At 71.7% G+C, this 17,160-nt stretch carries 1 protein-coding gene (running past one end of the window); it reads right to left on the reverse strand.

All coding sequences use genetic code 11. The features are described 5' to 3' along the window. Window positions 1-17,152: the 5' portion of a type I polyketide synthase gene (locus ACFV8T_RS00745; protein WP_385323617.1), read on the reverse strand. Its footprint begins 12,551 nt before the window's first position; 17,152 of the gene's 29,703 nt are visible here — the first part of the coding sequence; the start codon lies at window positions 17,150-17,152; its stop codon lies beyond the left edge, outside the window. Window positions 17,153-17,160: the final 8 nt, after the last annotated feature.

Here is a 17,160-nt window from a genome sequence, read left to right on the forward strand (position 1 = left end):
GCGGAGCCTGGATGGTCAGCTCGTCCAGCACATCGCAGTCGACATGGTGGCCTGCGTGGAGTGCGAGCTCGACGAAGGCGGTGCCGGGCAGCAGGACGGAGCCGAAGACGGCGTGGTCGGCGAGCCACGGGTGCGAGTCCAGCGACAACCGGCTGGTGAACAGCGAGACGTCTTCGCCCGCGACGCCGACCGAACCGGCCAGCAGCGGGTGCTCGGCAGCAACGAGACCGGCCGACGACAGGCTCGTACGGCTGCTGCTGCCCAGCGTCGACGCCAGCCAGAAGCGCTCGTGCTCGAACGCGTACGTCGGCAGATCCACCGGACGTGCCCCCGTACCGGCGAACACGGCCGCCCAGTCCACGGGCTCGCCCGCGACATGGGCCTCCGCGAGGGCGACCAGCTCGGCGTCCTGCGTGTCCCGGTCGGGGAACACGAACACCCGGCCTGCCGAGGATTCCGCCGTCGCGATCGTCTCCAGCGCGGTCAGGAAGTCCGCGTGCTCGGCCGCCACGATCACGACCCGGTGCTCGAACCGGGAGCGCGTCAGCGAAAGGGCGTGGCCGATGTCGAGGGGCGCCGGACCGGAGTCCGCCCGCAACTGCGCCAGCAGCCGCGCGGCCTGACCTGCCAGAGCCTGCTCCGACTTGGCCGAAAGCACCCACGGCACCGCCGGCAGCACGACTGCCGGCTCCTCGGCCGGAGTCGGTTCTTCCTGCGGCTGTTCCAGGATGATGTGGGCATTGGTGCCGCTGATGCCGAACGAGGAGACGGCGGCCCGGCGCGGACGGTCGCCCGTCTCGGGCCATGCGCGGCTCTCGGTGAGGAGTTCCACCGCGCCCGCCGACCAGTCGACATGTGTGGACGGCTCGTCGACATGCAGTGTCTGCGGCATGGTGCCGTGGCGCATGGCCATGACCATCTTGATGATGCCCGCGACACCGGCGGCGGCCTGGGTGTGACCGAGGTTGGACTTGACCGAGCCGAGCCACAGGGGCCGGTCCTCGGCGCGCTCCTGGCCGTACGTGGCGAGCAGCGCCTGAGCCTCGATCGGGTCGCCCAGCGAGGTGCCGGTGCCGTGTGCCTCGACGATGTCGACCTGGTCGGCCGAGACCTTCGCGTTGGCGAGGGCCTGGCGGATGACGCGCTGCTGGGACGGTCCGTTCGGGGCGGTCAGGCCGTTGGACGCACCGTCCTGGTTCACGGCTGAACCGGCGACGACCGCCAGGACCTGGTGGCCCTTGCGCCGTGCCTCGGAAAGCCGCTCGACCAGCAGCACGCCGACGCCCTCGCCCCAGCCCGTACCGTCCGCATCGTCCGAGAAGGACTTGCAGCGCCCGTCGGAGGCGAGGCCACGCTGGCGGCTGAACTCGGCGAACGTCGTCGGCGTCGACATGACGGTCACACCACCCGCGAGCGCCATCTCGCACTCGCCCGTGCGCAGCGCCTGGATCGCCCAGTGCAGCGCGACGAGGGAGGAGGAGCAGGCGGTGTCGATGGTGACGGCCGGACCTTCCAGGCCCAGCGCGTACGCGACACGGCCCGAGAGCACGCTTCCGGACGTGCCCAGCCCCAGGAAGGCGTCGACCCCGGCGGGAATCGACTCCGCCCCCGAGCCGTAGTCGTGGTACATCAGCCCTGCGAAGACACCGGTCCGGCTGCCCCGGAGCGTGTCCGGGTCGATCCCGGCCCGCTCCAGGGCTTCCCAGGATGCCTCCAGCAGCAGTCGCTGCTGCGGGTCCATCGCCAGGGCCTCGCGCGGCGAGATCCCGAAGAACCCGGCGTCGAACATCCCCGCGTCGTGCAGGAAACCGCCTTCGAGCGTGAGCGAACGGCCCTCCGCGTCGTCGGCCACGGCATCCGCGTACAGCCGCGCGAGGTCCCAGCCGCGGTCGGTCGGGAAGGGCGCGATGCCGTCGCCACCGTCGGCGACCAGGCGCCACAGGTCCTCGGGGCCGGTCACGCCGCCGGGGTAGCGGCAGCTCATGCCGACGATCGCGATCGGATCGTCGGCCCCGGCCGCCGTGGCCACGATCGCGCCCGCGCCCTGCGCACCGCCCTCACCGACCAGCTCGGTGATCAGGAAGTCGGCGAGGACGGTGGCGGAGGGGTAGTCGAAGACGAGGGTGGCGGGCAGGCGCAGGCCGGTGACCTTGCCGAGGCGGTTGCGGAGTTCGACGGCGGTGAGGGAGTCGAAGCCCAGCTCGGTGAAAGCGCGCTGGGAGGGGACCGCGTCGCCGGACGCGTGTCCGAGTACGGCCGCGACCTCGTTCCGTACGACATCCAGCACCAGCTGGAGACGCTCTTCGGCCGAGTGGCCCGCCAGCCGGCCGGCCAAGCCGCCCGCCGCAGCACCGTCCTGTGCCACCGCGCGCCGCTGCGGCGCCCGCACCAGGCCGCGCAGCAGGTACGGGACCTCCGCGCCCTGCGCCGCCGACTTGCGGACGACGGACAGGTCGAGATGGACCGGCACGAGCGTCGCCGAGTCCGCACGCAGGGCGGCGTCGAAGAGCTCCAGGCCCTCCTCGGCCGACAGCGGCGGCACACCCGCACGCTTCATGCGTGCGATGTCGGCTGCGTCGAGGCGGCCTGCCATGCCGCCTTCGGCCCAGGGGCCCCAGGCGAGGGAGGTGGCGGGCAGTCCCTGGGCGCGGCGGTGCTCGGCGAGCGCGTCGAGGAAGGCGTTTCCGGCCGCGTAGTTGGCCTGGCCCGCGGAACCCAGGACTCCGGCAGCCGAGGAGAAGAGGACGAAGAAGGAGAGGTCGAGGTGGGTGGTGAGTTCGTGGAGGTGCCAGGCGGCGTCGACTTTGGGGCGGAGGACGGTGCTGAGTCGTTGGGGGGTGAGGGTTTGGAGTGTGCCGTCGTCGAGGGTGCCGGCGGTGTGGATGATGCCGGTGAGTTTGTTGGTGTGGGTGATGTTGTTGATGAGGGTGGTGAGGGCGTTGCGGTCGGTGGTGTCGCAGGTGACCCAGTGGGCGGTGGCGCCGAGGTTGTTGAGTTCGGTGATGAGTTGGGGGCCGTTGGGGCCGCCGTTGGGGCGGCGGGCGGCGAGTACGAGGTTGCGTGCGCCGTGTGTTTGGACGAGGTGGCGGGCGATGAGGGTGCCGAGGGCGCCGCTGGCTCCGGTGATGAGGATGGTGCCGTTTGTGTCGAGTGGGGTGGGTTGGGTGGGTGTGGGTGTGGGTGTGGGGGTTCGGGTGAGTCGGGGGATGTGGGTGGTGTGGGTGGTGTGGGCGAGTTGGGGTTCGCCGAGGGTGGTGAGGGTGGTGAGGGTGTGGTGGTCGGGTGTGGGGGTGTTGGTGGGGGTGTCGATGAGGGTGATGCGGTCGGGGTGTTCGGCTTGGGCGGAGCGGATGAGGCCCCATGTGGTGGCGGCGGCGAGGTCGGTGATGGGGGTGTTGTTGGCGGTGGTTGCGCCGTGGGTGAGGACGATGAGGTGGGTGTTGTCGGGGTGGTCCTCGTCGAGCCAGGTCTGGAGCCGGGTGAGCGTGTCGGTGACACGGGCGTGGACGTCCGTGACCACATCGGCGCCGGCGTGGATGTCGAGGCCGGGGCCGGGGACTTCGAGAATGTCGAGCTTTTCTGCCGGGTCGGTGGTAGGGGTTGTCGGGGCCGGGACCCATTCCAGCTGGAACAGCGAGTCGGAGCCCTCACGCGGCGAAGCTCCGTCGATCTGTTCGGCTGTTACCGGTCGCAGGGTGAGTGCGTCGATGTGTCCGACGGGGGTTCCGGTGCCGTCGGCGAGGTCGAGGGTGACGGTGGCGTTCTGGCTGTGGGTGATGCGTACGCGCAGGACGGGGGAGCCGATGGCGGTGAGGTTGACGCCGGTCCAGGCGAAGGGGAGGCCGGGGCCTTCGAGTCCGGTGGGTCCGCCGCTGACTGCGATGGCGTGGAGGGCGGAGTCGAGGAGTGCGGGGTGGAGGCCGAAGCGGCTTGCTTCGTCCCAGAGGTCCTGGTCGAGGGCGACTTCGGCGAACACTTCGTTGTCGCGTCGCCATGCGGCGCGCAGGCCCTGGAAGACGGGGCCGTAGCCGAATCCGGCGGTGGCCATGTTCTCGTACAGGCCGTCGGTCTCGATCACCGTCGCATCGCGCGGCGGCCACTCGGTGAGGGGGGTGCCCGGGACGGCGGTTTCGGTGGAGACGGAGCCTGTGGCGTGCAGGGTCCAGGTGTTGGTCTCGGTGCTGGAGTGGATGGTGACGGAGCGCCGGTTGTCGGCTTCCGCGGCGCCCACGACGACCTGGAGAACGACCGCGCCGCTCTCGGGGAAGACCAGCGGAGCCTGGATGGTCAGCTCGTCCAGCACGCCACAGTCGACGCGCTCACCGGCATGCAGCGCAAGCTCGACGAAGGCGGTGCCGGGCAGCAGGACGGAGCCGAAGACGGCATGGTCGGCGAGCCACGGGTACGAGTCCAGCGACAACCGGTTCGTCAGTACGAGTCCGTCGCCGTCGGCGAGGAGCACCTCGGCACCCAACAGCGGGTGTTCCGCAGCACTCATGCCGAACCCTGTCGGGTCCCCTGCCCTGGCACCCGAGAGCAGCCAGTAGTGCTGGTGGTCGAAGGCGTAGGTGGGCAGGTCGACGCGCTGGGCTCCGGTGTTGGCGTAGTACGTCGTCCAGTCGACGGCCTCGCCTCGGACGTGGAGTTCGGCGAGGGCGGTGGTGAGGGCGTCGGGTTCGGTGCGGTCCTTGCGCAGGGCGGGGAGGAAGGCGGCGTCGTCGGTGACGCAGCTCTGGCCCATGGCGGAGAGGACGCCGCCGGGTCCGAGTTCCAGGTAGGTGGTGACGCCTTGGGACTCCAGGTGGCGCATGCCGTCGAGGAAGCGGACGGCCTGGCGGACGTGATCCACCCAGTAGTCGGCGGTCAGTAGCTCTTCCCCGGCGACCTGGCCGGTGAGATTGGAGATGATCGGGAACTTCGGCGCGTGGAAGGTCAGACCCTCGGCGACCGTCTTGAACTCGGCGAGCATGGGTTCCATGCGTGGCGAGTGGAAGGCGTGACTGACGCGAAGCCGCTTCGTCTTCTCGAAGCCCGAGGCGATCGTCAGTACGGCCTCCTCGTCACCCGAGATCACCACGGAGTCCGGGCCGTTCAGCGCGGCGATGGAGACACCGTCGACCAGCAGCGGGAGGACGTCGGCCTCCGTCGCCTGGATGGCGACCATCGCCCCACCGGTCGGGAGTGCCTGCATCAGACGGCCCCGCGCGGCGACCAGTGCCGCCGCGTCCTCCAGTGACCAGACACCCGCCACGTGCGCGGCGGCCAGCTCACCGATCGAGTGGCCCAGGAGGTAGTCCGGGGTCACGCCCCAGTGCTCCAGCAGCCGGAAGAGGGCCACCTCGATCGCGAACAGGCCCGCCTGGGTGTAGACGGTCTGGTCGATCAACTCCGACCCACCGAACACCACCTCCTTCACCGGCCGGTCGAGGTGCCGGTCCAGCTCCGCGCACACCGCATCAAAGGCATCCGCGAACACCGGGTACGCCTCGTACAGCTCACGGCCCATCCCGGACCGCTGCGAACCCTGACCCGAGAACAAGAACGCCGAACGGCCACCCTGGACAGCACCCCGCACCACACCTGCTGCCGTACCGCCGGAGGCCAGGACCGCGAGCCCCCGCAGGAGCCCTTCGCGGTCACCGGCCACCACCGCGGCCCGGTGCTCGAAGCGCGAACGCGTCGCCGCCAGCGACCAGGCCACGTCGAGCGGGGACGTCCCGGCGTCCTTGCCGATCCGGGCCAGCAGCCGCTCCGCCTGAGCGGCCAGCGCCTGCTCCGACTTGGCGGACAGCACCCACGGCACCGCCGGCAGCGCGGCGACGACGTTCTCGGCCCGCTCGGGCGTGGCCTGCGGCTGCTCGATGATCACATGCGCGTTGGTACCGCTCACGCCGAAGGAGGAGACAGCGGCCCGGCGCGGACGGTTGCCCTGCTGCGGCCACTCGCGGGCCTCGGTGAGCAGCTCGATCGCACCCGATTCCCAGTCCACCTTCGTGGACGGGCGGCCGACGTTCAGCGTCTGCGGCATGATGCCGTGGCGCATGGCCATGATCATCTTGATGATGCCCGCGACGCCGGCGGCGGCCTGGGTGTGGCCGAGGTTGGACTTCAGCGAGCCGAGCCACAGGGGCCGGTCCTCCGGGCGGTCCTGGCCGTAGGTGGCCAGCAGGGCCTGGGCCTCGATCGGGTCGCCCAGAGTCGTGCCCGTGCCGTGTGCCTCGACGATGTCGACCTGGTCGGCCGAGACCTTCGCGTTGGCGAGGGCCTGGCGAATGACGCGCTGCTGGGACGGTCCGTTCGGGGCGGTCAGGCCGTTGGACGCACCGTCCTGATTGACTGCCACACCGCGTACGACCGCCAGGACCTGGTGGCCCTTGCGCTGGGCGTCGGAGAGTCGCTCGACGAGGAGCATGCCGACGCCCTCGGACCAGCCGGTGCCGTCCGCGTCGTCGGAGAAGGACTTGCAGCGACCGTCGGCGGCGAGACCGCCCTGGCGCTGGAAGTCGAGGAACGCGGTGGGCGTGGCCATCACGGTCACACCGCCGGCCAGCGCCATCTCGCACTCGCCCGAGCGCAGTGCCTGGGCCGCCAGGTGCAGGGCGACCAGGGAGGACGAGCAGGCCGTGTCGACGGTGACCGCCGGGCCCTCCAAGCCCAGGGTGTAGGCGATGCGGCCGGTCACGACGCTGCCGGTGTTCCCGATGCCCAGGAACGCCTCCACGCCCTCGGGCACGGAGTTCGGGGACATGGCGTAGTCGTGGTACATCAGTCCGGCGAAGACGCCGGTACGGCTGCCGCGTACGGTCGCCGGGTCGATACCGGCCTGTTCCATGGCTTCCCAGGATGCCTCCAGCAGCAGCCGCTGCTGGGGGTCCATCGCCAGGGCCTCGCGCGGCGAGATACCGAAGAACGCCGGATCGAAGAGCCCAGCGTTGTGCAGGAAACCGCCCTCCAGGGAGAGTTCCTGCTGGTCGGGGTCCGTATCGAGGAGTCGCTCCAGGTCCCAGCCGCGGTCGGTGGGGAAGGCGGAGATGCCGTCGGTGCCGGTGGCGACGAGGTTCCAGAGGTCTTCGGGGGAGGTGATGTTGCCGGGGTAGCGGCAGGCCATGCCGACGATGGCGATGGGTTCGTCGTCGCCGACGGTGGTCGTGGCGATCGTGGTAGTGGTGGTGGTTTCGCCGGAGAGTTCGTCGGCGAGGTGGTCGGCGAGCTGTCCGGCGGAGGGGTAGTCGAAGACGAGGGTGGCGGGCAGGCGCAGGCCGGTGACGGTGTTGAGGCGGTTGCGGAGTTCGACGGCGGTGAGGGAGTCGAAGCCCAGCTCGGTGAAGGCCCGCTCGGCGGGCACCGCGTCGTCGGAGGCGTGTCCGAGTACGGCTGCGACTTCACTCCGTACGGTGTCCAGGATCAGCCGGGTGCGCTCGTCGGTGCCGAGGGCCAGCAGACGCTGCACGAATGCGGAGGACTGACCACTGCCGGCCCGCGCCGCACGACGATGCGTCGTACGGATCAGACCACGCAACAGGGACGGGACGACGGGCGCCTTGCGGAAGGCCGCCAGGTTCAGGCGGACCGGAGCGAGGACGGGTTCGTCCACGTGGAACGACGCGTCGAAGAGCTCCAGACCCTGCGTGTGCGTGAACGGCGCGATGCCGCCGCGACTCATCTTCTCGATGTCGGCAGCGTCGAGCCGGAGCATTCCGCTGTCGGCCCAGGGGCCCCAGGCGAGGGAGGTCGCGGGCAGCCCCTGGGAGTGGCGTACGGCGGCCAACGCGTCGAGGAAGGCGTTCGCGGCGGCGTAGTTGGCCTGGCCCGCGGAGCCCAGGACACCGGCAGCCGACGAGAACATCACGAAGAACGACAGATCCAGACTGGCCGTGAGCTCATGGAGATACCAGGCCGCATCGGCCTTCGGCCGCAGGACACTCGTGACCCGCTGCGGAGTCAGTGATTCCAGTACACCGTCGTCCACGACACCGGCAGCATGCACCACACCCGCCAGACCACCCTCCTCCCCGGCGATCCGGGAGACCACGGCCTCCAGCGCGTCCCGGTCCGTGACATCGCACGCCACCCACCGAACCGACGCCCCCAGCTCCTCCAGCTCCGCGACCAGCCCCGTCCCCGGCCGCCGCGACACCAGAACCAGATCCCGCACACCCCGCACCGTCACCAGATGACGGGCCACCAACGCACCCAGCGCGCCACCCGCACCCGTGACCAGAACCGCACCCGCAACCCCTACCGCACTCCCCGCCCCGTCGGCCCGCACAGCCACCCGCGCCAACCGGGGCACAAACACCTCACCGCCACGAACCGCCACCTGCGGCTCACCCAACGCAATCAGCGCACCAAACCCCCCGAGCCCCCCGAACCCCTCGAACTCCCCAACCTCTCCAACCTCTGCGGGGTCACCCTCCACATCGACCAGAACAATCCGGTCCGGATGCTCCGACTGCGCCGAACGCACCAACCCCCACACCGCAGCCGCACCAAGATCCGAAACCTCACCCACCGCACCACACGTCACCACCACCAGACGCGTGCTTGCGTCCCGGTCGGCGGCAAGCCACTCCTGCACCTGCGCCAGCACGTCGACGACGGCCGCGTGCACGCCGGAAACGACGTCGGCGTCCGCCTCGGTGGCCGGCACGACCAGAACATCGAACTCCGCGGTGTCCTGCGCGGCCTGAGCGGCGCCGGTCGGTACCGGGACCCACTCCAGCCGGAAGAGGGAGTCGGAGCTGTCGCTGTGCGCGGCGCCGTCCAACTGCTGCGCGGTGACCGGGCGCAGGACCAGGGAACCGATCCGTCCCACCGGCGAACCGGTTTCATCGGCCAGATCGAGCGAAACCGTGCCGTCGTTGGCGGTGATCCGGGCCCGCAGGACGGGGGATCCCACCGCGAACAGGTTCACGCCCGTCCAGGCGAACGGCAGCCCCGGGCCCTCCAGCCCGGCCAGGCCACCGCCCACACCGATGGCATGCAGGGCGGAATCGAGCAGCGCCGGGTGCAGACCGAAACGGGCCGCCTGCTCGACGGTTTCCTCCGGCAGGGCGACCTCGGCGAACAGCTCTCCGCCACGCCGCCACACGGCCCGCAGCCCCTGGAAAACGGGGCCGTAGCCGTAACCGATCTCGGTCATGGAGTCGTACATGCCGTCGACCGGCACCGCCTCGGCGTCACGCGGCGGCCATTCGGCCAGCTCCGCGCCCGGAACGAGCGTTTCGGCAGCGACGACACCGGAGGCGTGCAGCGTCCAGGTCTCGTCCTCGGTACCGGCGGGGGCCGAATGGACGGTGACCTGGCGCCGGCCGTCCGCGTCCGCCGTGCCCACGACGACCTGAAGCATCATGGCGCCGCGCTCGGGCAGGACCAGCGGAGCCTGGAGGGTGAGCTCTTCCAGGGCCCCGCAGCCGATGCGCTCCCCTGCGTGGAGTGCGATCTCGACGAAGGCGGTGCCGGGCAGCAGAACGGAGCCGAAGATGGCGTGGTCGGCGAGCCATGGGTGCGAGTCCAGCGACAGTCGGCTCGTCAGTACGAGTCCGTCGCCGTCGGCGAGGAGCACCTCGGCACCCAGCAGCGGGTGCTCGGCGTTGTGCAGACCGAATCCGGTGACATCACCGTTCAGCCCCGGCACGACCTCGGGCCAGTAGTGCTGGTGCTGGAAGGCGTAGGTGGGCAGGTCGGTGCGCTGGGCTCCGGTGTTGGCGTAGTACGTCGTCCAGTCGACGGCCTCGCCTCGGACGTGGAGTTCGGCGAGGGCGGAGGTGAGTGCCTCGGGCTCGGTGCGGTTCTTCCGCAGGGCGGGTACGAAACCGGCCTCGTCGCGGGTCACGCAGGACTGGCCCATGGCGGAGAGGACGCCGCCGGGTCCGAGTTCGAGGTACGTGGTGACGCCCTGGGCCTCCACATGACGCATGCCGTCGAGGAAGCGGACGGCCTGGCGGACGTGATCCACCCAGTAATCGGCCGACAGCAGCTCCTCACCGGCGAGTTCACCGGTGAGGTTGGAGACGATCGGAAGCTTCGGTGCATGGAAGGTCAGGCTCTCGGCGATGACCTTGAATTCGGCCAGCATGGGTTCCATGCGCGGCGAGTGGAAGGCGTGACTGACGCGAAGCCGCTTCGTCTTCTCGAAGCCCGAGGCGATCGTCAGTACGGCGTCCTCGTCACCCGAGATCACCACGGAGTCCGGGCCGTTCAGCGCGGCGATGGAGACACCGTCGACCAGCAGCGGGAGGACGTCGGCCTCCGTCGCCTGGATGGCGACCATCGCCCCACCGGTGGGCAGGGCCTGCATCAGACGGCCCCGGGCAGCGACCAGCGCCGCCGCATCCTCCAACGACCAGACACCCGCCACATGCGCGGCGGCCAGCTCACCGATCGAGTGGCCCAGGAGGTAGTCCGGGGTCACGCCCCAGTGCTCCAGCAGCCGGAAGAGGGCCACCTCGACCGCGAACAGGCCAGCCTGCGTGTAGACGGTCTGGTCGATCAGCTCCGACCCGCCGAACACCACCGCCTTCACCGGCCGGTCGAGATGCCGGTCCAGCTCCGCACACACCGCATCAAAGGCATCCGCGAACACCGGGTACGCCTCGTACAGCTCCCGGCCCATCCCGGACCGCTGCGAACCCTGACCCGAGAACAGGAACGCCGAACGGCCACCCTGGACCGACCCGCGCACCACACCCGCGACAGACCGCCCCTCGGCCACCGCACGCAGCAGCGCCCCACGGTCCTCACCGACCACCACCGCACGGTGCTCGAACGCCGTACGCGTCGAAGCCAGCGACCAGCCCACATCCAGCGGCGACGCACCATCCACCAGACCGAGCAGCCGCTCCGCCTGACCGGCCAGCGCCTGCTCCGACTTGGCCGACAGCACCCACGGCACCACCGGCAGCACCGACCCGACAACCGAAGGCCCGACCGGCTCCTCCTGGGCCTGCTCCAGGATCACGTGCGCATTCGTCCCACTGATCCCGAACGACGACACACCCGCCCGACGCGGACGGCCGCCCACCTCCGGCCACTCCCGTGCCTCCGCCAGCAACTCCACCGCACCCGCCGACCAGTCGACCTTCGAGGAAGGCGCATCGATGTGCAGAGTCTGCGGCAGCACGCCGTGACGCATGGCCATGACCATCTTGATCACGCCGCCGACGCCGGAAGCGGCAGCCGCGTGGCCGATGTTCGACTTGATCGAGCCGAGCCACAGGGGCCGGTCCTCCGGGCGGTCCTGGCCGTACGTGGCCAGCAGCGCCTGGGCCTCGATCGGGTCACCCAGCTTCGTACCCGTGCCGTGCGCCTCCACGGTGTCCACATCGGCCGTGTCCAGGCCGGAGTTGGCCAGGGCCTGGCGGATGACGCGCTGCTGGGACGGGCCGTTCGGGGCGGTCAGGCCGTTGGACGCGCCGTCCTGGTTCACGGCGGAGCCCCGGATGACCGCGAGCACCTGGTGGCCGTTGCGGCGCGCCTCGGAGAGCCGCTCGACGAGCAGTACGCCGACGCCCTCGGACCAGCCGGTGCCGTCCGCGTCGTCGGAGAAGGACTTGCAGCGGCCGTCGGTGGCCAGGCCGCGCTGGCGGCTGAACTCCACGAATCCCGTCGGGGTCGCCATCAGGGCGACACCTCCGGCCACGGCCATCGTGCACTCGCCCGAGCGCAGCGACTGGGCCGCGAGGTGCAGGGCGACCAGCGAGGACGAGCACGCGGTGTCGACCGTCACTGCCGGGCCCTCCAGGCCCAGGATGTAGGACACGCGGCCGGAGAGCACACTGGTGGCCATGCCGGTGAGCAGGTGGCCCTCGGTGCCGGTGCCTTCGGCGGTGCGGCCGAGGTCGGCGCCGTAACCGGAGGCGGAGGCACCGGCGAAGACACCGATGCGGTGGCCCCGTACGGATCCGGCGTCAATGCCGGCCCGCTCGAAGACCTCCCAGGACGCTTCGAGCATCAGCCGCTGCTGCGGGTCCATCGCCAGGGCCTCGCGCGGCGAGATCCCGAAGAAGTCCGCGTCGAAGCCGGGGGCGTCGTGCAGGAAGCCGCCGTCGCGCACGTACGAGGTGCCGTGTGCCTCGGGGTCCGGGTCGTAGAGCGCGTCGAGGTCCCAGCCGCGGTTGGTGGGGAAGGAGCTGATGCCGTCGCCGCCGGAGGCGACGAGCCGCCACAGGTCCTCCGGGCCGGCCACGCCGCCCGGGAAACGGCAGGCCATGCCGACGATCGCGATCGGCTCGTCGTCGTCGCCCGCCCCTGCCACGGCCGCCGCGTCCCCGCCGGGGACCGTGCCCGTCACGAGGAGTTCGGACTCGATGAAACGGGCCAGCGCGGTCGGGTTGGGGTGGTCGAACACCAGGGTGCTGGGCAGCCGTACGCCGGTCTCCTGCACCAGCCGGTTGCGCAGGTCGACCGCGGTGAGGGAGTCGAAACCCAGGTCACGGAAGGCGCGGTCGGGGCGGATCTCGTCGACGGTGCCGTGGCCGAGTACTGCGGCCGCCTCGGTCTGTACGAGTTCCATGAGCAGCGCCGTACGGTCGGCCGGGGAGAGCCCGGCCAGCCGGTCGCGCAGCCGGGACCGGCTGTCGTGCGCCTCACCGCCGGACGCGAGGTCCGCGGATTCCCCGGCGGCCAGGGCGAGGGCTTCCGGAAGGTCGCCGAGCAGCGGTCGCGGGCGGGTCGCGGTGAACGCCGGAAGGAAGCGGTCCCAGTCGACATCGGCGACGGCCACATGGGTGTCGTCGTGGTCGAGGGCGTGCTTGAGCGCGCCGATGGCGTGCTCGGGGGACATGGTGCGGATGCCGCGTCGCGCCAGCCGCTCGCCCTCGCGGCCGTCGGCGAGACCGCCACCGCCCCACGCACCCCAGGAGACGGAGGTCGCGGCGGCGCCGCGTTCGCGGCGCCGCTGGGCGAGCGCGTCGAGATAGGTGTTGCCGGTGGCGTACGCGCCCTGGCCGCGGCTGCCCCAGACGCTGGAGATGGAGGAGAACAGGACGAACGCATCGATCGCGTCGTCCTGGTCGCGGAGCAGGTCGTCCAGGTAGGCGGCGCCGGCCGCCTTCGCCCGTATCTCGTCCCCGAACGTGCCGAGGTCGATGTCGGTCAGCGGGGTGTCGCTGGCGATGCCGGCCGTGTGGAACACCGAGCGCAGGGCCGGGCCACCGTCCGTCCGTACGGACTCCAGCAGCGCCGCCAGGGACTCCCGGTCGGACACGTCGCAGGCGACGACGGTCGCCGGGGCGCCCAGCGTGCCGAGTTCGGCGACCAGTTCGGCCGCGCCGGGGGCCTCGGGGCCACGCCTGCTGGTCAGGATGATCCGCTCGGCGCCGTTCGCGGCGAGCCAGCGGGCGGTGTGTGCGCCCAGGGCGCCCGTACCGCCGGTGATCAGCGCCGTGCCGCGCGGGACGAACGCGGGGCGCCCTGCCGGGGTGGTGCTGCGCGGGTCGTGGGCGAGACGGCGTACGAACAGGCCGGAGGACCGCAGTGCGATCTGGTCCTCGGTGCCGTCGGCGAGGGCCGCGCACAGCCGCTCGGCGGCGCGCTCGTCGAGCTCGGCGGGCAGGTCGATCAGACCGCCCCAGCGCTCGCCGTGTTCCAGCCCGATGACCCGGCCGAGGCCCCAAAGGGGCGCCTGCGCGGGCTGGTGGAGGGACTCGGAGCGGCCGATGGTGACCGCGCCGTGGGTGGCGATCCACAGCGGGGCGTCGAGACCGGCGTCACCGAGCGCCTGGGCGAGGAGCACGGTCGCACGGGTACCGGCGGGGACGGAGCCGATCGCGAACGCGTCGTCCGAGCCGTTGGAGCCGCCGGAATTGTCGGAGCCTTCGAAGCTGTCGGAGTCGTCCGCGGCGAGTGCCAGCAGCGAGAGCACGCCTGCCTGCCTGCCCGCCACGTGCCCGGCCAGGAGGTCCGCGAGCGACGCGCGGTCCAGGCCCTGGGGGTCGACGTCGAGAGAGGTGACCGAGGCGCCCCGGTCCCGGAGCGCCTGCGCCACCCGGTCGGCGAGTGCCGCGTACGCAGTCCGGGTGGGCGTCAGGACCAGCCAGTCGCCCACCGGAGAAGCCGGGCCGGCCGTGGCAGCCGTGGCGGCCGGCTTCCAGTCGATGCGGTGGCGCAGCCCGTCGACGATGTCGAGATCGCGGTTGCGGCGACGCCACGCGGCCAGCGCGGGCAGCGCGGCGGCCAGCGGGTCGACGTCCACGGGGCGCATGGCGTCGGCGAGGGCGGTGAGGTCCTCGCGTTCCACCGCTTCCCAGAAACGGGCCTCGTTACGGAAGGTGGCCAGTACCTCGGCCGCGTCCTGAGCGGCGCTCGGAGTCGGCCAGAATCGCTGCCGCTGGAAGGCGTACGTCGGGAGGTCCACCCGGCGGCCGCCCGTTCCGGCGTAGAAGGCCGCCCAGTCCACGGCCGTGCCCCGGACATGCAGCGCGGCGAGCGAGGCGGTGATCGCGTGGGGCTCGGGCCGGTCCTTGCGCAGGGCGGCCACGAAGGCGACGGAGTCGGCGCTCCCCGTGCTCCCGGCGCTCCCCGCGCCCTCCGCCGTCTCCACGTCGGCGACACTGGCCTGGCCCATGGCGGTCAGTACGCCGCCCGGTCCGAGTTCGAGGAACGCGGTGACGCCCTGGTCGGCGAGCGTCCGCACGCCGTCGGCGAAGCGGACGGCCTCGCGGACGTGGCGCACCCAGTACCCCGGGTCGCGGACCTCCTGCGAACGCAGCATGCGGCCGGTCACGTTGGAGACGACCGACAGCCGGGGCGGGTGGAACGTCAGGCTCTCCGCGACCCGGCGGAACTCGTCGAGCATGGGCTCCATGAGCGGGGAGTGGAAGGCATGGCTGACCTGCAACCGCCGCGTCTTTCGGCCCTGCTCGCCGAGGGTGGCGGCGATCTCCAGCACGGCTTCCTCGGCACCCGAGATCACCACGGCGCGCGGCCCGTTGACCGCGGCGACCGACACATCCGCACGACCGTCGAGAAGCCCGGCCACCTCTTCCTCGGTGGCCTGCACGGACACCATCGCGCCGCCCGCGGGCAGCGCCTGCATGAGCCGGCCGCGGGCGGCGACCAGCGCACACGCGTCCTCAAGCGTGAGCACACCCGCCACATGGGCGGCCGTGATCTCGCCGACCGAGTGCCCGAGCAGGTGATCGGGGGTGACACCCCAGGAGCTGACCAGGCGGAACAGCGCCACTTCGACAGCGAACAGACCCGCCTGCGTGTACACCGTGGCATCGAGCAGCGCCGCCTCAACGCTGCCCGGCTCCGAGAACACGACCTCGCGCACGGGCAGTTCGACATGCCCCGCCAGACCCCGGTCGAGCTCGGCGCACACCGCGTCGAAGGCCTCGGCGTACACCGGGTACGCCTCGTACAGGCCCCGGCCCATGCCGGGTCGCTGCGAACCCTGTCCGGAGAACATCAGGCCGAGCCGGCCCGGCACCGCCAGACCGCGCACCGTGCCTGGCGCGTTCTCGCCCCGGGCCAGCGCCCGCAGGCCGTCCAGCAGCGTTTTCCGGTCCTCGCCCAGCACGGCGGCCCGGTGCTCCAGCGCCGACCGGCCGGTGGCCAGCGAGAAGCCCAGGTCGAGGACGCTGCCCGTTCCGTCGCGCCGGTCCTGCTCCGCGTTCCCGGCACCGTCTGCCGTGAGATGCGTCAGCAGCCGCTCCGCCTGGGCCGCGAGACCCTGCGCGGACGCACCGGACACGAGCCACGGGTGCACGGGGACCGACGAGCCTGCCGGACCCGGACCCGCATCCGCACCATCCGGGGCGGACACCGGTTCGGGCGCCTGCTCGACGATGATGTGCGCGTTGGTGCCGCTCACACCGAAGGACGACACGGCGGCCCGGCGCGGCCGGCCGGTCTCCGGCCAGGCACGCGCCTCGGTGAGCAGCTCCACCTCGCCCGCCGCCCAGTCGACGTGCGGGGTCGGCTCGTCGACGTGCAGCGTCTGCGGCAGCACACCATGACGCATCGCCATGACCATCTTGATCACACCGGCCACACCCGAAGCGGCCTGCGCGTGACCCATGTTGGACTTCATCGAGCCGAGCCACAGCGGCCGTCCCGCCGAGCGCTCCTGCCCGTACGTGTCCACCAGGGCCTGCGCCTCGATCGGGTCGCCCAGCACGGTGCCCGTGCCGTGCGCCTCGACCGCGTCGACCTCCGCCGACGCCAGGTCCGCGTTGGCCAGGGCCTGGCGGATGACCCGCTGCTGGGCCGTGCCGTTCGGGGCGGTCAGCCCATTGGAGGCACCGTCCTGGTTGACCCCCGTACCGCGCACGACGGCCAGTACCTGATGCCCGTTGCGCACCGCGTCCGAGAGCCGCTCGACGAGCAGCACACCGACGCCCTCGGCCCAGCCCGTTCCGTCGGCGGCCGCGGCGAAGGACTTGCAGCGTCCGTCGACGGCGAGCCCGCCCTGCTTGCTGAACTCGGCGTACGCCTCCGGCACCGCCATCACGGCGACACCACCGGCGAGCGCGAGCTCGCACTCGCCGGACCGCAGTGCCTGGACGGCCATGTGGAGTGCGACCAGCGACGACGAGCAGGCCGTGTCGACCGTGACCGCCGGGCCCTCCAGCCCGAGGGTGTAGGCGATGCGGCCGGAGACCACGCTGCCCGCCGTACCGGTCAGGAAGTAGCCCTCGACGTCCTCGGACGCGTTCTGCAGCTTGTTCTCGTACCCGGAGACCGCCGCACCGGCGAACACACCGGTACGGGTGCCGCGCAGCGCCGACGGAGCCACTCCGGCCCGCTCGACCGCCTCCCAGGCGGCCTCCAGCAGCAGCCGCTGCTGCGGGTCCATGGCGAGCGCCTCACGCGGCGAGATCCCGAAGAACCCGGCGTCGAACTCGGCGGCATCGGGGACGAAGCCCCCCTCGTACGCACCCGAGCCCGCAGGGCTCGTCGCGTACAGGGCGTCGATGTCCCACCCCCGGTCGGCCGGGAAGGGGCCCACCGCGTCGCGGCCCTCGTCCACCAGCCGCCACAAGTCCTCGGGGCTCGCTACACCGCCGGGGTACCGGCAGCTCATACCGATGATCGCAATGGGCTCCCGGGCCGCCTCGGTGATCCGGGCGTTCTCCTTCCGCAGCCGCTCGGTCTCCTTGACCGACGCCCGCAGAGCCTCGAGAACCTTGTCCGCCGAAGTAGCCATCATGCACT

The organism is Streptomyces sp. NPDC059832 (assembly GCF_042731715.1).
Taxonomy (GTDB): domain Bacteria; phylum Actinomycetota; class Actinomycetes; order Streptomycetales; family Streptomycetaceae; genus Streptomyces.